Below are 20036 nucleotides of genomic sequence, written 5' to 3' on the forward strand. Positions count from 1 at the left end.
CTGATCACTGGAGCCACACATGTTCAAGTCTGCCCTCTCTCGCCTGATGACCACCGATTCCAGCCTCGCAAGTCTGGTGCTGCGTGTCCCGACCGGCATCATTTTCATGGCCCACGGTTCACAGAAACTGTTCGGCGCCTTCGGCGGCTACGGTCTGGAAGGCACCGGCCAGTGGATGGCCTCCATCGGTATCGAACCCGGCTACCTGATGGCGCTGCTGTCCGGCAGCGGCGAGTTCTTCGGCGGACTGGCGATCCTGATCGGCCTGCTGACACGTCCGGCGGCTGCCGTGCTGGCCTTCACCATGCTGGTCGCCATCCTGACCGTGCATATCGGCAATGGGCTGTTCGCGAGCAACAACGGCTACGAATACGCGCTGGCACTGCTGACCATCGCGGCGAGCCTGGCGATCACCGGCGGCGGCAAGCTGTCACTCGACCGCCTGCTGAGCCCGGCCAGGCACGATTCATGAGCCTGCTGAAGGCTGGCTATTCATCACTCAATGCGCGCCCGCACAGTCTCAGGAGGTTGCCATGCTCACGTTACGTCCCGGCAATGCGCGCGGCCATGCCAGGTTCGCCTGGCTGGAGAGCCGCCATAGTTTCTCCTTCGCCAGCTACTACGACCCGGCTCACATGGGCGTCTCCGTGCTGCGCGTGATCAACGATGACCGCGTGGCACCGGGCGCAGGTTTCGATCCGCACTCGCACAGCGACATGGAAATCATCAGCTATGTGCTGTCAGGCAGCATCGAGCACCGCGACAGCATGGGCTCACGGCATACCCTGGGAGTGGGCGAAGTCCAGCTGATGAGTGCCGGGACGGGCATCGAGCATAGCGAATACAACGCCTCGTCCCGCGAGCCACTGCGCTTTCTGCAGATCTGGATCACGCCACAGGCCAAGGGGCTGCCGCCGCGCTATCAGCAGCAGCCCTTCGCCGCCCGCGACGGCCTCACCCTGTTGATCGCACCACCGGCGCAAGCCGCGCCTGGGGTGCTGGCCATCAATCAGGATGCCCGGATGTATCGCATCGCCCTGCAAGGGGATGACGAGCAGCGCGCAGCACTGGAGCTGCCACTGGACAGCGAGCGCCGCTACTATCTGCACGTGATCGACGGGGCCACGCGCTTGAGCGCGGACGATGCGCAAAGTATCTCGCTGGGCGCAGGTGACGCCGTGACGCTGGATCAGGCATCACGGCTCTCGCTGAGCGAAGCCCACCGGCTGCACGCCCTGCTGTTCGACCTGCCCGCCTGAGCCGTTATTGCTGACCAATTCCTGATCGCCAAAAAAGACGCCGCCTCCTTGCCCAGTCGATACGGGTGAGGAGGCGGCGTCTTTCTGTCTGTCATTGCCAGCACGCAGCGATTGCCGAAGCGACTCACGGAACGACACAACCCGCGCAAAGTCACATGGTAGAGTAAGGCTTACAGCGCAGGGTATGAAGCTGGCAGCCATTGCCGACACCTTCAGATGACGGAGACAGCGCCATGACGAATGAGACGATCATCGCCGCCGAGCCGCCTGAGACACTCAGGCTGCCAGCACCGGATCAGGTAGCGCAGACGGGCGATGGCAGCCGTCCACACCAGGAGGCCCTCGACGCCCATACCGAGGACTACTCGGAGGCCGGCTTCTGGCGCAAGGTGAGCGGCGCCGCCAGAAAGGCCGGCAAACGCGTGCTCAATCCCGCATTTCGCATGTATTTTGCCGCCCAGGACCCCGATACGCCTCTCTGGGCGCGCACCACCATCTATGGGGCGCTGGGCTATTTCATCTCGCCCATCGATGGTCTGCCCGACTTCACACCGCTGCTTGGCTACACCGATGACCTGACGCTGATGGCGGGTGCCGTCGCCATCGTCGCCGCGCATATCAAACCGGAACATTCCGCGCGCGCGGAGACGACGCTCAAGCGCTGGTTCGATTGAGCTGGCGCCTCTTGCGAGTCTTCATATATACAAATGCAACAATATTCAACAAAAGTTAACAATGGTTGAAAGGCGTTGTCTGGCCCGTGTTTAGCCTTGTCACATGCGCATGTTACGGTGAGCGACAACTTCGCCACGCCTGAGAATTCGTCATATGCCCGTCACTCGAATGCCCATGCCATTGATGAAACTCGCTAGCGCGGGCATTGCCCTCATGGTGATGGCCGGCTGTGTGTCGCGCGCGCAGATCGATGTCCCGAAGGTAACGCCGGTGGAGGCGCAGGCCTACCAGCACAAGGTGTTCTATTCCGACGTCTATTACAGTCAGCCACAGGCCAATCTGTTTTCCGGCGCAGCCCAACAGGCCATGCAACCACTGGGCAACATCAAGCTGTCGCGCGCCTGTTCACCGGCAATGACCCACTTCAATCAATTGCTGCGTGAGCAATTGCCCGCGTCTTCGCGCATCACCCATGATGCACGTGCCAGCGACTACCGCCTGCAGGTGGAAATCCAGGCCCATGAGAATCGTGGCCCTGTCTATCTTGATTACCTGATCGCCCAGAACCTGACCAAGAATCTGCTGACCTTCGGTGTCGCCAATGAAGACTTCGATATCATTGCCGATTTCGATGTCCAGTATCGTCTCTACGACAAGAACGAGCAGTTGCTGTTCAGCAAGGATTACGCCGTTCAGGACTCCGTGCCGCACCAGGCAGGCAACTTCGACTTCGGTGATCGCATCTTCCTGCCGGCCCAGAACATGATGAAGAAGTACCTGCTGCTGACGATGAATGACTTCTTCGTCAACGCCAGTCGCCCGAGCCCTGAACTTGCCGCCGTACTCAGCGATAGCTGACGGCGAGGTAGATCCAGCACGCACTGGCAAGACACGAGCTCATGAAAACCATAAACACGACAACGCCTCGCCAGCCATGCTGACGAGGCGTTGTCGTGTTTCAGGCCCCTTCACCCCTTCGCTATTGCCCTCGAGACTCGCGCATCGTGTACCGCGCGGCATTCAGCACGATCGCGAGCAGAATGAAGACATCAGTTCAGGGCTCACAAGGCATCATTTACCTGACTGTTCCGTTTGATTCGGCTGCATTTCATTCGGCATGGCCTTGCGCAGCCCGAGCGGCATGCGCAGCAACACATCCGGGCGATTCTGCGCCAGGCTCAGCACCGTGATCGCGAGCAGAATCAGCGCCATGCCACCTACCTGCATGGCACTCAAGCCCTGCCCCAGAATCAACAGGCCGTAGAGAGTGGCAGTGATCGGCTCGATCATGGCGACGATGGAGGCGACCGACGGCAAGCTATGACGCAGCCCGGCAATATAGCAATAGAAGGACAAGCCACCGCCCACCAGCCCGAACAGGATGAAGACCCACCACTCGTCGGCGAAGGGCACCGCAATCGCCTGCCCCATGTCCGTGAACGGCACCATGATCAAGGTGCTCAAGCCCAGCGCGATGGCCAGGATGCCCGGCACACTGCCGTGCCGCGAAGCGGACTTGAAGGCAAAGATGAACACGGCATAAGACACGCCCGCCAACAAGCCAAAGGCGATGCCCAATGGGGTGACAGAGGCAGAGCCGGATTGCAGCACGCCTGTCAGCAATACGATGCCGATCATCACCACCACGATCGACCCCAACTTGACCGGCGTCGGTTTCTCGACCCGCGCCAGGAAAGAGGCGATATAGACAAAGATGGGCGCGCTGTACATCAGCGTGGCAGCCACCGCGACGCTGCTTTCATTGACGCTCTTGAAATAGAACATGAAATTGCCGGCGACACCCAGCCCCGCCAACAATGACCACCCCAACAGACCCCGCGTGGAGTCGGCCGGGCGCTTGTGATAGCCCAGCAGAAACATCCAGCCCAGCATGCAGATGAACCCCACCATGGCGCGCCAGAACGAAATGACTTCGGCCTGCCAGCCCCACGACATCAACTGACTTCCCAGCCCACCGGTAATCCCCCACTGGAGGGCTGCAAGAATGACCAATAACATGCCCCATTGTGCCATGCGCTCTCCATAGACGTGATTGATTGAGGAAAGACAGCGTAACAAGACACGCCCACACCCTGTAAATATACACAGCCGGCTTATTTGTGCTTTCTTTTATTTAAATGGTATCCAATTGTTATTCTCAATCAGCCAACGAAAGTTAAACTTGAATACCTGTCGCCAATGCATGACAGACATGACGGCTACTAGTGACTTGTCACTGAATCGTGCGCGACTTCTTGAATAATCAGTGGATATATCCTTGCCTGAGTAGGCCTTCATTTCGCCCAGCATCTCGAGACAATGACGACCACCAGAAAGAGGGGATTCACGCAAGCCAACAAGGCGTGAGCCGCCCTTATGGCGCGCAAGACAACCCCGCCCGACAGCTTCTTGTTCGCCATTCCTCCTTCTATTGGGGCGCTTGGGGCACGTGAAGCGCGTGACATGCAGATGTCATTGGCCGGACGCCCTTCCTGTCACGCTCAGAAAGCAGACGCCTCTCACCCGGTAAACTGCCGCCTTTTAGTCTAATAAAGTGACCTGCTGCGCGTGATGAGTGGGCTGCGACACCTCACAGAGGCATTGACTATCAATGAGTTGGCGCAAATAAACCTCACGATCATCACTGGTAATACCAGATGACCTCAAGTAGCAGAAACAAATGGACTCTCTTACCTTGAGCTAGCGTCAGGTGCGACATAACCACGCACCCACCAACAACAAAAGCTTTTAAAACGACGTTCGCCACGCAACATAGGGAGAGTGCTGCACATGAATCAGTCGCTATTGGCACTATTGGCCTTTGTGCCATTGCTGCTCGCCGGGGTGCTGTTGATCGGCTTTCGCATGGCCGCCCGCCTCGCCATGCCCATCGTCTTCGTGGTTACTGCGCTGATCGCCCTTCTGGCCTGGGACATGACCTTCACTCGTGTCCTGGCCTCGTCACTCCAAGGGCTGATACTGACGGTCGCGATCCTGTGGATCATCTTCGGCGCCCTGCTGCTGCTCAATACCCTCAAGCATTCCGGCGGCATTGCCGCGATACGCAACGGCTTCTCCGGCATCAGCCCAGACCGCCGCGTACAGGCCATCATCGTCGCCTGGCTGTTCGGCTGCTTCATCGAAGGTGCCTCCGGCTTCGGCACCCCTGCCGCCGTCGCCGCCCCCTTGATGGTGGCGCTGGGCTTCCCGGCCCTGGCGGCGGTCGTGGTGGGCATGATGGTGCAATCGACGCCGGTCTCCTTCGGTGCGGTCGGCACGCCGATCGTGGTCGGGGTCTCCGGTGGCCTCGACAAGGCCGGTGTCAGCGAGACACTGACCGCGAATGGCTCGAGCTGGGACGCTTACTTCCAACTGGTGACCTCTGAGGTCGCCATCACCCACGGCATCATCGGGATCTGCATGCCGCTGATCATGGTCGCGGTAATGGTGCGCTTCTTCGGCGCCAATCGCTCCTGGCGTGAAGGGCTGGAAGTCGCGCCCTTCGCGCTGTTCGCCGGTGTCTGCTTCGTGGTGCCTTACGTATTGGCCGGCATGCTGCTGGGGCCGGAATTTCCGTCGATGATCGGCGCCATGGTGGGGCTCGCCATCGTGGTTCCGGCGGCGCGCAAGGGCTTCCTGCTGCCCAGCCGGACCTGGGACTTCCCGAACGCTGACAGCTGGCCCGCGGAGTGGATCGGCAAGCTGGACATGACACTTGAGCCCGTCGAGGGCCGTAAGCCGCTCTCGGTCGGCATGGGGTGGCTGCCGTACGTGCTGCTCGCGGTGCTGCTGGTGATGTCGCGCGTCATCGCGCCGATCAAGGAGGCGCTGACCTCATGGAGCTTCGGCTGGAGCGGCATTCTCGGGGAGGCTGACATCTCCGGCAGCCTGCAGCCCTTGTACCTGCCCGGCGGTATCCTGGTGGTCGTGGTACTGCTGACCATCGTGCTGCACCGCATGCGCATGCGAGACGTCAGTGCTGCCGTCAGCGAATCCAGACGCACCATTCTCGGCGCAGGCTTCGTGCTGCTGTTCACGATCCCGATGGTGCGCATCCTGATCAACTCCGGCGTCAACGAGGCGGACCTGGTGTCGATGCCGGTGGCGATGGCGCAGTTCATCGCCGATAGCGTGGGCGATATCTATCCGCTGTTCGCGCCGAGTGTCGGCGCCCTCGGGGCCTTCATCGCCGGCTCCAACACCGTCTCCAACCTGATGCTGGCCGATTTCCAGTTCAACGTCGCCCAGGCCCTGGGCATCTCCAGCGCCATGATGGTCGCCCTCCAGGCGGTCGGCGCGGCTGCCGGCAACATGATCGCCATCCACAACGTGGTAGCCGCCTCGGCCACCGTCGGCCTCCTGGGTCGCGAAGGCGTCACGCTCCGCAAGACGATCCTGCCGACGCTCTACTACGTGATCTTCGCTGGCATCATCGGCATGATCGCCTTCCACGGCCTGGGGGTGGTCGACGGCTTGATGAGCTGACAACACGCCTCGTATCACTCTGGCAAACGACAGCAGGCCCGCATTGTGTGCGGGCCTGCTGTCGTGTGGAGATCATCAACAGAATATTGAATGTGTTTACTCCAGGGGCCTGTTTATCAACAAGGCACGGCGTAATAAATTGCCCAACATCGCCGAAACGGCAGCCTTCATGTCGCAAGTTTCTGGAGCAGACATCCCATGACCCATTCTGTATTGCACCCTACCCGACTACAGCAGACCCGGTTGCAGCAGGCCCGCGAGCTTGAACTTCCTTCCCGCGAGGCCATGCTGCGACGCGCTCCCTCCGTCCAGCAATTCTGGGACAGCCATCGTCAGCTGCTGAGTGACGCCTGGCGTGAATGGGAAGCCGTCGAGCAAGACGACCTCGCCATCCTCGATAGTGGACTGATCGACGAGGCGCTGCGCACTGCCGTCAAGCAGGCGTGGGAAAATCCCGAGCGCGAGACGGACGTCAAGGCGCTGATGACAGAAGTCGCTACTGACGTCTATCAGTTCCAGCTCTTCGATGTCGAGCGAATTGCTGATCTGCGCAACATGCTGGAACAGGCATGGGACGCCGGCATTCCGCTGCGCCCGCCCTACGGCATCGTGCTCAACCGACGCGGCGCCATGCTCGACCGTCGCTCAGAGGGCTATCTGGCGGCACCGGGTTTCCAGGCGTTCTATCAGCAGCTGCTGGACACCTACATGCGCCCGATCTCGCGGCTGCTGTTCCCGGAAATCATCGGCTACGACAGCCAGTCCTTCGGCTTCTCGATCCACTACCAGCCCACCACGGACGCCTCGATTCGGCCGCATACCGACGCCTCGTCCGTGACTCTCAACATCAACATGAACCTGCCCGATGAGACCTTCGAGGGCTCTGAACTGGACGTTCTGGACGCCGCGAGCGGCGACGCAGTGCGCTTCTCGTTCACGTCCGGCTCGGCCATGCTGCATCGCGGTAATGTGCCGCATGCCGCGCAGCCGATCACCAGCGGCCAGCGCTCCAACCTGGTGCTGTGGCTGTATGGTGAGCGAGGCCAGATACCGCCACAGGGCGCCCAACGCCGGGCGATACCTGCCAGAGACCGCTGGGTCGCCTCGAGCGCCGAACAGGATGATTTCGCACCGTTCTGATGGCCAGCGTGCTCTACTGGTAAACATTAGTGAGCAACAACGACAAAGGGGGCCTTTGATAGGCCCCCTTTGTCGTTGTCATGCGATCGATAACGGCGCTTGGTTATCCGCTCATGACCATCTGATCATGGCCTCGCCTGCCATGACGGGAAAGCCGAGCAGGTCACGAAGGGTCGCGGCATCCGGCGAGAGAGTCAGCCAGCTCACGGCCGCGATATTGAGCAGTACCGCACACCAGAACACGAACCGGTAGCTTGTCTTGCGCGTCTTGTGGCGCAGGCTCTGCTGGGCGATCAGCGCGCCCGGCCATCCACACAGAAGCTCCATGAAGTGCAAGGTATCCTCGCGGACTCTCTGTTCACTCTCAGTAGCGGCCAATTTATCTACCCGATACGCCATGTACGCCACCAGGCTCATGCCCAGATACGCTGCAGGCAACATCCATGGCAGACGCCCTTGCTGCCATCCCGCCCCGAGAACGACCATCACGGCTAACGCCACCAACCATGCAAGCCACATCCCGGTAGAGGTGGTGGAAGCTCCGGCCCCATGGGTGCGAAAGCGGATGGCACGTGGGCGGTTGTTGTCATCCATGCCCAACTGATAGTGCACCTGCGCGCTGGCCTTGGGTCGCCCGCGCCCCTGGTAGGCGCTGATGTGGGCAAAGACATCCTTGCCACCCGACGCCGGGGTAATGAAGCCAAAGCCCTTGTCATCGTTCCAGCGCGTCAATCTTCCCTGATGATTCATTGCATCTTCTCTTGTCAGCATCACCATCGAAACAATGGCAGTTCTCGTACACGACCCTTTTAACTAGCGTCACCACCACATGATCCAGCATCACGTCGGTACAAAAAATCATATATCAATAATTTAACCGTAACTAAGCAGCTAGTTAACGGCAGCGCAATGTACACATCACCAGCGCGAAATTCCCGAATGCTCAGGCCTGTAGCAGGATGATTCTCGTCAATCATCGCTGCCCTCACGCGGTGCAACATTCCCGACAATAACCCCCCCCCCGTTGCTGGAGCCCATCATGTCTATCCCTGACGCCAAGAACCGCAAGATCATCGAAGGCCGCCCGGCCCTCATCGTCATCGACATCCTGGCGGGCGCCTTCATCAATCAAGACAAGCGTGCCATCGCCCACATGCCGGATTATGTCGAGCGCATGGCCCTGTCACGCAAGTTGATCGACAAGGCGCGCGAACGCGGTATTCCCGTCATTTTTATTCAGGAAGTCCATCGTCCAGACGGCATCGACTTTGGTCGCGAGCTGGATGGCGATGAAGATCGCCACTGCATCGAAGGCCACCCACATACCGAGATCGCCGCTGAACAACTTGGCTATTGCGAAGATGACTATCTGATCAAGAAGCGCCGTTACTCGGCATTCTATGGCACGGACCTCGAGATTCTACTGCGAGGCCTGGATGTCGACACTCTGCTGCTGTGCGGTGGTCTGACCGATGTCTGCGTGCACTACACCTTCGTTGATGGCCATCAAGGAGATTACTTCTGTCGTGTCGCCGAAGACTGTGTGGCCGGATCGTCCTACCGAGCGCATGAAGGTGCGCTGGAGGCCATGGAGTACCTGCAGCGTGGCGCGCGGCGCTCCCTTGATAGCATGCTCAGTGCAATGGACAGCCATATCAAGCCTGAACGCCGTGTCTGAATCCCCCGATCATCCTAGCAGTACGCCTGCTCTTGCACGGAGTCTCCCTCCCATTCTGGGCAAGAAATACTGAATGTTCTCCCGCTTACCTCTCGAAAGGAATTCATCATGACACTGCAATTCATTGATTCAGGCCGCCGAATGAGTCAGGTCGCTATTCACGGCCAGGCCGTTCACTTGGCAGGCCAGGTGGCTGACGACACTTCCACCGGCATGGGAGACCAGACTCGCCAGATTCTTAAACAGATCGATGCCCTGTTGGCACGCGCCGGCACGGATAAGCATCACCTCGTCTCAGCTCAGGTCTGGGTAACTGACATGGCCGAGTTTGCCGAGATGAACGAGGTCTGGGATGCCTGGGTCTCACCGCAACATCCGCCGGTGCGTGCTGCAGTGCAGGCTGTGCTCGCCAGACCTGAGTGGAAGGTCGAGATGATGGTCATTGCCGCATTGCCAGAGAGCTGAAATTCACAGGCTCACTGCCTCGTCATCGTCTCATGATCAAGCGAGTGGATGGCGAGGCCGTGAGATGACTATCTCAGGGGCAACCGGCTCAATGAAGCGCCAGCATGGCGTCGTTCATGCCTGTTCGCCCCCGGCAAGGACAGGGAAAGAAATGGCAACGGATTGACGTCCTACGATGCAGCATGGACAGCCCGCAAGCGAATCTCCCGCCCTTGGCGTTGTGAAGCTGCATATGCCTGGCACTGCATGTGCATGAAGCACGTGAAGACAATATCCGCGAAGACCTACTGCCAGCAGCACATGATAATTACAATATCGAGGCAACTGACATGAAACCTACCCGCCGTGAGACAAGTACAGGTCGGGGAACTATCGACCTGATGGATGGCACTCACTCCACTGGACAACCCGTCAGCACTAAGCGACTACTCAGATTTCTGATACCGTCAATGATTGGCGTATTGCTATTCATGACACCAATGCTGCTGGGGGGCCAGTGGACGGTGCCCATCGCTTATCTGATCAGCCAGGTCACCGCAATGGTAGCTCCCTACATGATGACGATTGCCATCATCATCGTGGTGATCCCCTCGCTTTTCAGTTTGGTCATTCTGTTGTCCCCCGCCCTGAAACGTCATCCACATCCCTTCTTTCAGCTCTTCAATGTCCGCCCGGGCTGGCTGCTGCTGCGCCTGGCTGGCACCGCGGCACTGCTGATGGTGTACTTCGAAGTTGGGCCCGTCTGGGTGTGGGACAAGGATACTGGTGGCGTCCTGTTATATGAAGTGGCACCGATTCTGCTGACGCTGTTCTTCCTGAGCTCCATTCTGCTGCCGCTGCTAACGGATTACGGCCTGATGGAATTCATCAGCGTCATGATCAATCGTCCCTTCCAGCGCATGTTCAAGCTGCCGGGACGTGCCGCTATCGATTGTCTGGCTTCCTGGTTGTCCGCCTCCTCAGTGGGCATCATTCTGACCTCACAGCAGTATCATGATGGTCACTACACCAAACGTCAGGCTTCGACGATTGCGACGAACTATTCAATTGTCTCCATCGCCTTCGCTTATGTAGTGCTGAGCTTCGTCAATCTGGAACGCGTCTTTCTGGGCTGGTATCTGTCGGTAACCCTGGCCGGTATCGCCTGTGCCTTGATCGTTCCACGCCTGCCACCGCTGAGCAGAGTCGCGAACTTGACGCGCGATGATGAGCCGCCTCAACCGGAACAGGAAGATCGCGCCGCTGACGAGCCACTGCTGGGCTGGGCCTTGCGACGCGGCATCGAGCGTGCAGACAGGGCGCAAAAGCCACTGGCAAAGCTCAAGAGCTCGCTGTATGCAGCTGCCGACCTTTCCATCACGGTCTACCCGACCATGATGATCCTGGGGGTCCTGGGGCTTGCGTTGATCAAGTACACCCCGGTCGTCGAGGTGCTGGCGACTCCCCTGGTGCCCTATCTGGAGCTGGTGGGACTGCCGGAAGCCAGAATCGCCGCAACCGCCATGTTGACAGGCTTCATTGACCTTCTGGTGCCCGTGATTCTCGGTTCGAGCATCGAAAGCGAACTGACACGCTTCGTGGTCGCCGGGGCTGCCGTGAATGGCATCATCTTCCTGACGGAAGTGGCCATCGTGATTCTCAAGGCGCGCATTGGTCTGAATCTTTTGCAGCTGTTCATGATCTGGTTGTTACGTCTATTGATCGCTATCCCGATCCTCAGCCTGATGGGACGATTCATTCTGTAACCCCCACAACCGGCATGCACTGGCACTGATGTCATTGCAACGACATCAGTGCCAGTGCATGCCGATGCCTGTTCACAAAGATTCGGTTCACAAGCACCCGTCAGGGGGATTGGCTTGAAGAACTTCGGGCTGATCCATGCTGCAAGCGCAACACCTCAAGAAAACGCACCAAGGCAGCAGGCGGTCGTTGAGCACGATGGATGGCAGTGACAGTCGATGTCACCAGACTGACATCCGGCTTCAACAAGCGCAGCCGCTGCTCCTTTACCCAGCGCTGCGCGTAGGACACGGGCAAGTTGCCAACATAGCGTCCAGAGAGAACCAACAGTGCCACGCCTTCAGCATTCTGATGCGTATCGCTCTTGACCTGGCCCAGACCTATATCGCGCTGAAAGCCCTCTATCGTGTCCAGATAGCCGGCATCCAGACACAAGGCTTTATGCAGATCATCCTCGGTAAGTTCTTCGTCCTCGATGGCAAACAAAGGATGCTCTCGCCCACAGAACAAGCCATGAGTTGTCTGATAGAGCGGCAGGTAATCCAGATTCTGACGACTGCCATTGAAGAGACCGATCGCCAGATGCAAGCGACCATCCAGCACCTGAGCTTCCAGGTTGGCAGGATCACCAACACTGATATTGACACTGACGCCGGGGGCCTCGGCTAGGAATACCTCGAGAGCATCGGCCACCCGAAAGTCCGGATTGGAGACCGCATTATCAATGATTCCCAGATTGAGCTCACCACTGAGTTGCTGTCCGACGTCACCAGCCTCATCGACGAAAGCGTCTACCGCCGCCAGCAGTCGCTGGGTACTGCGCAGCAACTGAGTGCCTTCCGGTGTCAGGCTAAACCCGGCATTCCCTCTGTAGCATAACCGATACCCCAGGCGCCCCTCGAGACGAGCCATCTTGGTACTGATGCTTGCCTGGCTCATGCCCAACCGCAGTTGTGCCTGAGTGAAGCCACCACACTCACAGATAGCATGAAAGACTCGTAACAACTTGAGATCGATATCGTGAAGATTGCCCAGCATCTAAGTGCCACCTGCGTTTGTGGTTTGCTCGATTTTTCACGCCAGAAGGCCAGCCATGCCATCTGGCAAGACTTCGAATATAACCGGATTCATGGCGCTGACAACCACGGCGAAAGGCACACCATGAAATTCACTCATCGCCTCCCATCATCAAGCGACAAATAAAAGAGCCAAGTGCCACTCAGGCCAACACAGCTTCTACAGAAAAAAACCTGCGCCATGACTTCCCTACGCCACCCTGGGGAAGTCGCTACCGGAGTCCATCATGCCCCCCTTTGTTCAAGACATCGTCCATCGCATATGGCCGGTGATGATTCTGATCGCTGCCATCGCATCCTTCCAGGTCGGCGCATCTCTCGGCAAGAGCCTGTTCCCCAGCATAGGACCCAGCGGTGTCACAACATTGCGCTTGCTCGTCGCCGCAATATTGCTGCTTGCGGTACTCCGTCCATGGCGAAAGCCCATCACGATAGCCGACTGGCCGATCATCCTCGGCTATGGTGCGGCCCTGGGCATGATGAACCTGCTCTACTACACCTCTCTGCAGACGATTCCACAGGGTATCGCCGTTGCACTGGAATTCACCGGCCCCTTGAGCGTTGCATTGCTGTGTTCAAGACGTAGAGGAGACCTTGCCTGGGTGTGCCTCGCTATCCTGGGTATCGTCATGCTACTGACTCTCGGGCCACAGGATTCAGGCCCGATCGACCCGTGGGGTGCGGTCTGTGCGTTGGGCGCAGGAGCTTGCTGGGCAGGCTACATCCTGTTCGGCCAGCGGGCAGGCAATCGACATGGTACTTCGGCCGTTGCGCTGGGCATGGCTATAGCAGCGTTGGTCGTGGCGCCGATAGGCATATGGGAGGCAGGTAGCACGCTGCTGTCCTGGGACATCCTGCCACTGGCACTGGGTGTAGCAGTCCTTTCGGCGGCGATTCCCTACGCGCTGGAAATGTATACGCTTCCCAGGCTCTCCGCCCCCGCTTTCGGCACGCTCATGAGCCTGGAGCCTGCCGCAGCTGCACTCTCGGCATTGCTACTGCTGGGGCAGGAGCTGGCGCTTCTCCAGTGGGTAGCCGTTGGCCTAGTAGTACTGGCATCGCTTGGAGTGACGCTATCAGGGCCTGCCGCTTCCCATCAACTGTCAACCGAGCTTCACTGACCTGATTCACATGCCGCTAAAGTCTGACCCCAGAAATGCCATCGACCGGAGCAGCACCTCCACAATATTAAGCGCCACTCCGGTCGATGGCATGCCTTAAATCAGACCGTCTGGTACTGAGTGTCACCCTATCGTGCAAAGCTTAACCGATGAAGGTGCCCGTGGCGTTGCCGCCGCCCTTGCCACTGGAGCCACCATCGCCGTTGTCGTCATCTCTTTCATCTTTTTCATCTCTTTCAACTCTGTTACCCCTGCCATCCTTACGCTCCCGCTCGTCACGCTGATCGCCCCATAGGCCCTGATCCCGTGAGTCAGCGCCGCCTTGTTCATGGTCGCGGATATTGGCAGCAGAGGCCTTTTGTGAATTGGCGTACACGGCCAGCGCATCATCGGGATTGCGCGCCGAGACCTGGGCCTGCTCTTGATAGCCCTGGGTTTCCAGCAGGCTCGCGTACCAAAGGTTGCCCTTGAGGCTGATGGTCAAGTTGAGGCCCAGGAACAGGATATTGGAGATCAGCTGCCCTCCCTGCGTCGCCGGAATGAAGACCGAGCTGAGCACGATGAAGCCGAACAGACTGGCCGCCAGCAGCCACATGCGCTTGTAGAGCGCCCAGAACAGACCGAAGAAGAACGCCGGCCACGACCAGCCGATCTTGACGGCACGCGTCCCGTGCTCGGGATGCGTCAGAATACGAAATGAAGCCATCGTGAAAACCCTTGTCTGTGATGCCGATCGGGCAACAATCTGCGACAGGCTCGGATAAATGACACACGCTTCGTACTATACCGCCAGCCACTTGTCAGGACCATGAACTGACCTATCGCTATCTCACTGATTCTCCTCGAGCTTGTCAGCCGCGCCCAGTCATTCATGCCTAGCCATTCACGCCGAGCCATTCACACCGAGCCATTCACACCGAGCCATTCGCGCCCGATGACGCAGCTCAAAGCGTCTGGATGACCAGCGGCTGATCATTAGCCGGGTAGGCACAGCACATCAGCACCTGTCCCTGAGCCACGCCGGCCTGTGGCGGCTCGGGATACTTGACCTCACCCTCGAGCAGTCGCAATGCGCAGCTGCCACAGCGCCCGGTGCGGCAACTGGACAGGGTATTCACGCCTGACTGCTCGGCCAGCTCAAGCAGACTGCCCTGTACGGGTGTCCACTGTCGTGTGATGTCCGCAGCGCTGGCCGATGGCTGCCCGGGTGCCACGCGAGGCGTGAAGGTGACCCGAGCACGCTCCGGCAAGCTCGCCTGGAAGTCTGACGATAGCGCAACCGCGGTTGCCTCCCCCTCCTCCAGCGAACCACGCCCGAAGAATTCGTGATGTAGTTGCTCCCGCGGTAACCCCAGCGCCAGCAAGGCGGCATATTGCGCGCGCATGAAGCCCTCGGAGCCACACAGATAGACATGGCTGGAAGCAAGTTCCGGCAGGCTGCCCGCCAGACTCACCAGCTCCAATCTGCCCACAGATTGATGCCGCCCGGCCACGAGATCCGCCGCACTCGGGCGCGACAAGGCGATATGCAGATGCAGCCACGCATGGGCGCGCGACCAGCGCTCCAGCGTGTCGAGAAATGCCAGCTCACGCCCATCACGCGCGGCATGCAGGAAGACCACTTCACCGAGCGGCGGATGCCCCGCTTCTGCCTGCTGTATCAAGGCCTCCAGCATGGCGATCATCGGCGTGATGCCGACGCCGGATGACAGCAGTACGCGAGGTGTGGGCGAGTCTTGCAACACGAAATCCCCCGCCGGGGGTGTCGCTTCCAGCACATCGCCCACCGCGAATTCATCATGCAGCAGTCGTGAGGCAAGTCCCTTGGGGTCGCGGCGTACCGAGATGCGATAGGCACTCTGCCCCGCCCGCCAGGCCTGTGAAATGCTGTAGCTACGCATCACCGCGATCTCGCCGCAGGACAAGGGCTTGCGTGGCGTCGAGGCCAGACGCAGGGTCAGAAACTGGCTGGGGTGATAGGCGGCGATTTCCGCCGGTTCGCGCTCCTGCCCCGCTAGCAGCCATGGCTCCAGATAAAAGGAGGTGATCGAGTCACTTTCGCGCACCTTGTCGATGACTCTCAGACGACGCAAGGGTACGGGCGCCTCATCAGGGGCTGGCCAGTCACCGGTCTGCTCAAGCGACGGCGAGAGTTCGATCAGACGCCCCTGCGCCGGCAAGGCATGCTCGACATGCAGTACCTGCTCCGGCACCACATCCACGATGCGCTCGGCGCCCGCGACCAGCGCTGCCCGCTGGGGGTTCCAGTCGACCCGGGCATGCCCCTTGAGCACCAACACCTCGCCCGAGATGAAGTCAGGAATCAACAGGCTGACGCGGGAATCCAGCTCGATATTGCCCAGGGTGTTGAAGAAGTGATTGCCGGCAAAATCGGGAAACGACAGGCTGCCATCGGCATTCAGGTGCAGAAAGCCTGGCCTGCCGCCACGATGCGAGACATCCACGCCGTTGGGCGCAGCATCGTCCAGCTCACCTGCGCAGGTCGCGATGAAGAAGGTGTCCGCCTGGGCCAGCAAGGCGCGCGCTTTTTCATCGTTCCATGTCGCCTCGTCATTGAGTGCCACCTCGCGGCTGACCAGCGCTTTCGCCTGCTCGGCAGCCCAGTCGATCTCACGTTGCTGGATGTATTGCGGACAGTTGCCGAAGCTCTGATCGACCCCGATCCGCAGCCCATCGGGCGCCATACCCGCCACCGCTTCAGGGGCAAGCAGGGTGCCATTCAGGCGATTGCGCCGCCGACTGGCCAGATCCAGCCCCAGCACGCCGACCCTGGTACCGGGAGTGAAATTCAGCCCCAGCAATTGCCCCAGCGCCGGTCGTGCATGCACCTGCAGCTCACCGGGCGTGGCATCGCAAAGCTGCCCGGGCGGCGCAAGGCTCACCACCGCCCACGGCCAGCCGTCGCTGTCAGGCACGCCCATGAACAGCACCGGCAGACTCGCGAAGAACGCGACATGCTGCTCAGGCATCCGGTCGCGCACGTAGGGGGCGACCTGCTCGAGATAATGCTCCGGCACGCCTGCGCGAGCCTGGACACGTCGCTCACCTGCATGAAACACCTGCCGATGCTCATTCATGGACAAACCCTCAGAATGACGGTGGGGCTCAGGCCAGTACCGGGCTCGTCGCCATGCCCACGAAGCCCGGCTCGGCTTCGATACGCGCAAGCCAGCCACGAATGGCGGGATAAGGACTCAGGCTGACACCCCCCTCCGGGGCATGGGCAATGTAGCTGTAACCCGCGATGTCGGCCAACGTCAGCCGCTCCTCCACCAGGTATTGCCGCTGATCCAGATGGGACTCCATGACGGCGAACAGGGCTTGCGCGCGGGCGATGGCCTGCTCGTGGTCAAAGGGGGCACCGAAGACGGTCACTAGACGTGCCGTGCAGGGGCCAGCGGCAATCTCCCCGGCCGCGACCGAGAGCCAGCGTTGCACTTGGGCCACTGCCAGGGCGTCGCCGGGCATGAAGCGTCGTTCGCCGTCATAGCGCTGGGCCAGATAGACGAGGATGGCGTTGGAATCACTCAGGAAGACGCCATTGTCCTCGATGGCCGGCACCTGCCCGAACGGACTGATCTTGAGGAAGTCGGGCGCCTTGTGCGCGCCGTTGGCCATGTCGAGATCCACCGTCTCATAGGGAATGTCCAACAGCGCCAGCATCAGCTCGACGCGGTGACAGTGGCCGGACTTCGGATTGCGGAACAGACGGATGGGCGCTGACGTGGCAGCAAAGCGTGAGTTCATGATTCACCTGACAATGTGAGAAAAGAGGAAAAAGCCGAGAGCGGCAAAGCGCAGTGCGCTGCAGGAAACGTGGCTGGCGATGACGACTCAGAAGCCGAAATCGCTCAACCCGGGGTGGTCATCCGGTCGGCGCCCCAATGGCCAATGAAACTTGCGCTCGCTCTGCGCGATGGGGTGCTCATTGATGCTGGCGTGGCGATGGGTCATCAGCCCCAGCTCATCAAACTGCCAGTTCTCATTGCCGTAGGCGCGAAACCACTGGCCGCTGTCATTGCGATATTCATAGGCGTAACGCACGGCGATCCGATTTCCGGCGCTGGCCCACAGCTCCTTGATCAGGCGATAGTCGAGCTCGCTTGCCCACTTGCGGGTCAGGAAGGCCACCACCTCATCACGGCCGGTCACGAATTCGGCACGATTGCGCCAGCGGGCGTCCGGCGAATACGCCAACGCTACCTTCTCGGGGTCACGGCTGTTCCAGCCATCTTCGGCAAGACGCACCTTGTGTGCCGCAGTGTCTGACGTGAACGGTGGCAAGGGATGGCGGGGGAGATTGGCTGACATGAAAGAGGCTCCAGCGGTTGGGGTGATCAAACACATCCCCACACTACTCTCCTCATCTGGCTGCTAGAATCCTCAGCAGACACAATTGATCATTCCAGATAATGACGATAATCGACGCCAATGGGAGCCATAGATGGACCGACTGCAGACACTGGAGGTCTTCGTGGCCGTGGCGGATGCCGAAAGCTTCGCGGCAGGCAGCCGGGCGCTGGGCATGAGCGCCCCCTCGGTGACACGCGGCATCAATGCCCTGGAAACCCGCCTGGGCGCACGTCTTTTCACGCGCACCACACGTCGCGTGCGCCTGACCGAGATCGGTGAGCGGTATCTGGCGGATGCAAGGCGCATCCTGGCGGAGCTTCAGGCAGCGGAGGATGGTGTCAGCGGCGCCGCGACACGCCCCACTGGCGTATTGCGCATCACCTGTCCCACCGAATTCGGCCGTCTCCATGTGATGCCACTGCTGATGGAATACCTCGAACGCTACCCCGAGATGCGCGCCGAGGTGGTCATGGTGGACCGCGTGGTCAACATGATCGAGGAAGGCTTCGATATCGCCGTGCGAATCGGCTCCCTGCCGTCCTCGGGGCTTTCGGCACTGAGAGTCGGCAGCGTGCGGCTCGTGGTGTGTGGCTCACCGAGCTATTTCGCCCGCGAGGGCACGCCGGACTCGCTGGAGGCCTTGGCCGGACTGCGCATCGTTGCCGCGAGCAACATGAATGCCAGCAAGGAGTGGCGCTTCGGCCACACAGGAGAACACGCCATACGAGTGAGCCCCCGGCTAACGATGAGCAGCATTGCCGCCTGCATCGAGGCCGCCCGCAGTGGTTGGGGCATCACCCGCGTGCTGTCCTATCAGGTCGGCGAGGATCTCGCCGCGGGTCGACTGCAGGCCGTGCTGGAGGAGCTAGAGCCACCGCCGCTGCCGATCCACCTGTTGCACAGCGAGGGGCGCGGCGCGGTGGCCAAGGTACGCACCTTCCTGGATTTTGCCGCCGAACGCCTGCGCGCCAATTCTGTACTGAATCCCTCACCGTCAGCGCGATTGACCGACTGAGCCCCCCTCCGACGGGCTGAAGGCCGTCATGTCCTGTTGCAACAGGCTCGACAGCCGACTGGCGCCGTCGCTCAACTGACGGCCCAGGCGGCTGATCAACTGCACATGCGGCGTGACGAATTGGGCTTCCTGCAGCGGGATTCGACACAGGCGGCCGGCGGCGACCTCCTCGGAGACCACGAATTCCGGCAGCAGGGTCACGCCGCCATGCAGCGCGAATTGCTTGAGCATGGCGAGGGCGTTGCAGGTCAGGGTCGGGCTCAGCATCACTCCGGCCTGATGTTCGGCTTGGGCCACGATCTGGCGGATGCCGAATGACACCTCCGGCAGGGCCAGGGAGTGATTGGCCAGTACCGCCAGCGACAGCGGCTCGGCCTTTCCTGCCGCCCGCATTGAGCCTTCCTGAGCCGCGAACTGCTGCCCCCCGAGCGGCTGCCCCCCGAACTGTCGAGCCAAGTCATGCTGCGGATTGACTACCGCACACACCGGCTGCGGCCGCGAGACGTGCGTGCGAATCTTCGGATCGCGAGTCGGGTGAAACACCAGCCCCAGATGCGCCTCGTCCTCGACCACCTGCCGGATCACTTCATTGGTCCCGCATAGATTCACCTTGAGTTCGATGCCCGGATAACGCGCGGAGAAACGACTCAATGGCCCCGCCAGCCCCTCGATGAAGCCCTCACCGATCGCCAGCACCAGCGAGCCGCTTTGCAGCCCCTTCAATGACTGCAACGACTCGAGTAGAACCTCCTGCTGGGCCAGACGCTGCCGGTAATACTCCAGTACCCGCTCGCCCGCCTCCGTCGGTTTGACCCCGCGGCGATGGCGCTCAAGCAGCGGCATGCCCAGCTCATGCTCCAGCTGGGTGATCTGTCGACTGACCGCGGAAGGCGCCACATTCAGGAAATCCGCCGCCGCGCGCACGCTACCGAGTCTTGCCGCCTCATGGAAGTGACTGATACGTCGATCCTGCACCAGACTCATCACGCCCCCAGCATTGCCCTG

General features: G+C 60.3%; 19 protein-coding genes. 11 read left to right on the forward strand and 8 right to left on the reverse strand.

What is annotated here, in order from left to right:
• Positions 1–19: 19 nt before the first annotated feature.
• The 4 genes from R2R70_RS05005 to R2R70_RS05020 all read left to right on the forward strand — a co-directional run bounded on the left by R2R70_RS05005 (position 20) and on the right by R2R70_RS05020 (position 2792).
• Positions 20–472: a DoxX family protein gene (locus tag R2R70_RS05005; protein WP_213114470.1), complete on the forward strand. Its 453-nt coding sequence runs from the start codon at positions 20–22 to the stop codon at positions 470–472.
• A gap of 61 nt (positions 473–533) precedes the next feature.
• The gene (locus tag R2R70_RS05010; protein ID WP_410977437.1) at positions 534–1259 is read left to right on the forward strand and encodes a pirin family protein; all 726 of its coding nucleotides are present in this window, start codon (positions 534–536) and stop codon (positions 1257–1259) included.
• A gap of 233 nt (positions 1260–1492) precedes the next feature.
• A complete protein-coding gene (locus tag R2R70_RS05015; RefSeq protein WP_279835624.1) occupies positions 1493–1933 on the forward strand; it encodes a YkvA family protein in 441 nt (146 codons plus the stop codon).
• Between the two features lie 175 nt (positions 1934–2108).
• A complete protein-coding gene (locus tag R2R70_RS05020; protein ID WP_192839265.1) occupies positions 2109–2792 on the forward strand; it encodes a hypothetical protein in 684 nt (227 codons plus the stop codon).
• A gap of 213 nt (positions 2793–3005) precedes the next feature.
• On the opposite strand, the gene R2R70_RS05025 is transcribed toward R2R70_RS05020, so the two are convergent.
• The gene (locus R2R70_RS05025; protein WP_410977438.1) at positions 3006–3968 is read right to left on the reverse strand and encodes a DMT family transporter; all 963 of its coding nucleotides are present in this window, start codon (positions 3966–3968) and stop codon (positions 3006–3008) included.
• 756 nt (positions 3969–4724) lie between these two features.
• Between R2R70_RS05025 and R2R70_RS05030 the strand changes: the two genes are divergently transcribed.
• Together R2R70_RS05030 and R2R70_RS05035 are read left to right on the forward strand one after the other, a co-directional pair.
• On the forward strand, positions 4725–6419 hold the full coding sequence (locus R2R70_RS05030; protein WP_410977439.1) for an L-lactate permease: 1695 nt from the start codon (positions 4725–4727) through the stop codon (positions 6417–6419).
• Between the two features lie 198 nt (positions 6420–6617).
• On the forward strand, positions 6618–7559 hold the full coding sequence (locus tag R2R70_RS05035; RefSeq protein WP_410977440.1) for a 2OG-Fe(II) oxygenase: 942 nt from the start codon (positions 6618–6620) through the stop codon (positions 7557–7559).
• Positions 7560–7670: 111 nt separating this feature from the next.
• Here R2R70_RS05035 and R2R70_RS05040 read toward each other — a convergent pair whose 3' ends face one another.
• Positions 7671–8309 (reverse strand): DUF1294 domain-containing protein, encoded by a 639-nt coding sequence (locus R2R70_RS05040; protein WP_410977441.1) that lies wholly within the window; start codon positions 8307–8309, stop codon positions 7671–7673.
• A 289-nt stretch (positions 8310–8598) separates the two neighbouring features.
• Here R2R70_RS05040 and R2R70_RS05045 point away from each other — a divergent pair, with 289 nt between their 5' ends.
• The 3 genes from R2R70_RS05045 (at position 8599) to R2R70_RS05055 (ending at position 11447) form a co-directional block, all read left to right on the forward strand.
• Entirely contained in the window at positions 8599–9237 is a 639-nt protein-coding gene (locus tag R2R70_RS05045; RefSeq protein WP_410977442.1) for a cysteine hydrolase family protein, read from the forward strand.
• 108 nt (positions 9238–9345) lie between these two features.
• The gene (locus R2R70_RS05050; protein WP_410977443.1) at positions 9346–9702 is read left to right on the forward strand and encodes a RidA family protein; all 357 of its coding nucleotides are present in this window, start codon (positions 9346–9348) and stop codon (positions 9700–9702) included.
• A 248-nt stretch (positions 9703–9950) separates the two neighbouring features.
• Positions 9951–11447: a YjiH family protein gene (locus R2R70_RS05055; RefSeq protein ID WP_410977444.1), complete on the forward strand. Its 1497-nt coding sequence runs from the start codon at positions 9951–9953 to the stop codon at positions 11445–11447.
• Positions 11448–11547: 100 nt separating this feature from the next.
• On the opposite strand, the gene R2R70_RS05060 is transcribed toward R2R70_RS05055, so the two are convergent.
• A complete protein-coding gene (locus R2R70_RS05060) occupies positions 11548–12483 on the reverse strand; it encodes a LysR family transcriptional regulator (protein WP_410977445.1) in 936 nt (311 codons plus the stop codon).
• 265 nt (positions 12484–12748) lie between these two features.
• Between R2R70_RS05060 and R2R70_RS05065 the strand changes: the two genes are divergently transcribed.
• The gene (locus R2R70_RS05065) at positions 12749–13642 is read left to right on the forward strand and encodes an EamA family transporter (protein WP_410977446.1); all 894 of its coding nucleotides are present in this window, start codon (positions 12749–12751) and stop codon (positions 13640–13642) included.
• A gap of 142 nt (positions 13643–13784) precedes the next feature.
• On the opposite strand, the gene R2R70_RS05070 is transcribed toward R2R70_RS05065, so the two are convergent.
• The 4 genes from R2R70_RS05070 to R2R70_RS05085 all read right to left on the reverse strand — a co-directional run bounded on the left by R2R70_RS05070 (position 13785) and on the right by R2R70_RS05085 (position 17974).
• The gene (locus tag R2R70_RS05070) at positions 13785–14348 is read right to left on the reverse strand and encodes a DUF2628 domain-containing protein (protein WP_410977447.1); all 564 of its coding nucleotides are present in this window, start codon (positions 14346–14348) and stop codon (positions 13785–13787) included.
• A 238-nt stretch (positions 14349–14586) separates the two neighbouring features.
• Positions 14587–16740 (reverse strand): pyridoxamine 5'-phosphate oxidase family protein, encoded by a 2154-nt coding sequence (locus tag R2R70_RS05075; protein ID WP_410977448.1) that lies wholly within the window; start codon positions 16738–16740, stop codon positions 14587–14589.
• A gap of 28 nt (positions 16741–16768) precedes the next feature.
• Positions 16769–17410 (reverse strand): glutathione S-transferase family protein, encoded by a 642-nt coding sequence (locus R2R70_RS05080; RefSeq protein WP_107334539.1) that lies wholly within the window; start codon positions 17408–17410, stop codon positions 16769–16771.
• Between the two features lie 87 nt (positions 17411–17497).
• Positions 17498–17974, reverse strand: coding sequence for a DUF1348 family protein (locus tag R2R70_RS05085; RefSeq protein ID WP_410977449.1), 477 nt, complete (start codon positions 17972–17974; stop codon positions 17498–17500).
• A 133-nt stretch (positions 17975–18107) separates the two neighbouring features.
• Here R2R70_RS05085 and R2R70_RS05090 point away from each other — a divergent pair, with 133 nt between their 5' ends.
• Positions 18108–19031 (forward strand): LysR substrate-binding domain-containing protein, encoded by a 924-nt coding sequence (locus R2R70_RS05090; RefSeq protein WP_410977450.1) that lies wholly within the window; start codon positions 18108–18110, stop codon positions 19029–19031.
• Here R2R70_RS05090 and R2R70_RS05095 read toward each other — a convergent pair.
• Complete coding sequence (locus tag R2R70_RS05095; RefSeq protein WP_410977451.1) at positions 19011–20015, reverse strand: LysR family transcriptional regulator; 1005 nt, start codon at positions 20013–20015, stop codon at positions 19011–19013. The two genes, R2R70_RS05090 and R2R70_RS05095, sit on opposite strands and share 21 nt — an antisense overlap.
• Positions 20016–20036 lie beyond the last annotated feature (21 nt).

The sequence above is a fragment of the Cobetia sp. SIMBA_158 genome (genome assembly GCF_046566945.1).
Lineage (GTDB): Bacteria > Pseudomonadota > Gammaproteobacteria > Pseudomonadales > Halomonadaceae > Cobetia > Cobetia amphilecti.

What these genes read in the sequence shown, in the direction of transcription:
- R2R70_RS05030 (WP_410977439.1), top strand. Translation starts at nt 4,725, where the DNA reads ATGAATCAGTCGCTATTGGCACTATTGGCCTTTGTGCCATTGCTGCTC.
- R2R70_RS05080 (WP_107334539.1), bottom strand. Translation starts at nt 17,410, where the DNA reads ATGAACTCACGCTTTGCTGCCACGTCAGCGCCCATCCGTCTGTTCCGC.
- R2R70_RS05050 (WP_410977443.1), top strand. Translation starts at nt 9,346, where the DNA reads ATGACACTGCAATTCATTGATTCAGGCCGCCGAATGAGTCAGGTCGCT.
- R2R70_RS05025 (WP_410977438.1), bottom strand. Translation starts at nt 3,968, where the DNA reads ATGGCACAATGGGGCATGTTATTGGTCATTCTTGCAGCCCTCCAGTGG.
- R2R70_RS05035 (WP_410977440.1), top strand. Translation starts at nt 6,618, where the DNA reads ATGACCCATTCTGTATTGCACCCTACCCGACTACAGCAGACCCGGTTG.
- R2R70_RS05060 (WP_410977445.1), bottom strand. Translation starts at nt 12,483, where the DNA reads ATGCTGGGCAATCTTCACGATATCGATCTCAAGTTGTTACGAGTCTTT.
- R2R70_RS05015 (WP_279835624.1), top strand. Translation starts at nt 1,493, where the DNA reads ATGACGAATGAGACGATCATCGCCGCCGAGCCGCCTGAGACACTCAGG.
- R2R70_RS05005 (WP_213114470.1), top strand. Translation starts at nt 20, where the DNA reads ATGTTCAAGTCTGCCCTCTCTCGCCTGATGACCACCGATTCCAGCCTC.
- R2R70_RS05090 (WP_410977450.1), top strand. Translation starts at nt 18,108, where the DNA reads ATGGACCGACTGCAGACACTGGAGGTCTTCGTGGCCGTGGCGGATGCC.
- R2R70_RS05085 (WP_410977449.1), bottom strand. Translation starts at nt 17,974, where the DNA reads ATGTCAGCCAATCTCCCCCGCCATCCCTTGCCACCGTTCACGTCAGAC.
- R2R70_RS05070 (WP_410977447.1), bottom strand. Translation starts at nt 14,348, where the DNA reads ATGGCTTCATTTCGTATTCTGACGCATCCCGAGCACGGGACGCGTGCC.
- R2R70_RS05095 (WP_410977451.1), bottom strand. Translation starts at nt 20,015, where the DNA reads ATGAGTCTGGTGCAGGATCGACGTATCAGTCACTTCCATGAGGCGGCA.
- R2R70_RS05020 (WP_192839265.1), top strand. Translation starts at nt 2,109, where the DNA reads ATGCCATTGATGAAACTCGCTAGCGCGGGCATTGCCCTCATGGTGATG.
- R2R70_RS05045 (WP_410977442.1), top strand. Translation starts at nt 8,599, where the DNA reads ATGTCTATCCCTGACGCCAAGAACCGCAAGATCATCGAAGGCCGCCCG.
- R2R70_RS05010 (WP_410977437.1), top strand. Translation starts at nt 534, where the DNA reads ATGCTCACGTTACGTCCCGGCAATGCGCGCGGCCATGCCAGGTTCGCC.
- R2R70_RS05065 (WP_410977446.1), top strand. Translation starts at nt 12,749, where the DNA reads ATGCCCCCCTTTGTTCAAGACATCGTCCATCGCATATGGCCGGTGATG.
- R2R70_RS05075 (WP_410977448.1), bottom strand. Translation starts at nt 16,740, where the DNA reads ATGAATGAGCATCGGCAGGTGTTTCATGCAGGTGAGCGACGTGTCCAG.
- R2R70_RS05040 (WP_410977441.1), bottom strand. Translation starts at nt 8,309, where the DNA reads ATGAATCATCAGGGAAGATTGACGCGCTGGAACGATGACAAGGGCTTT.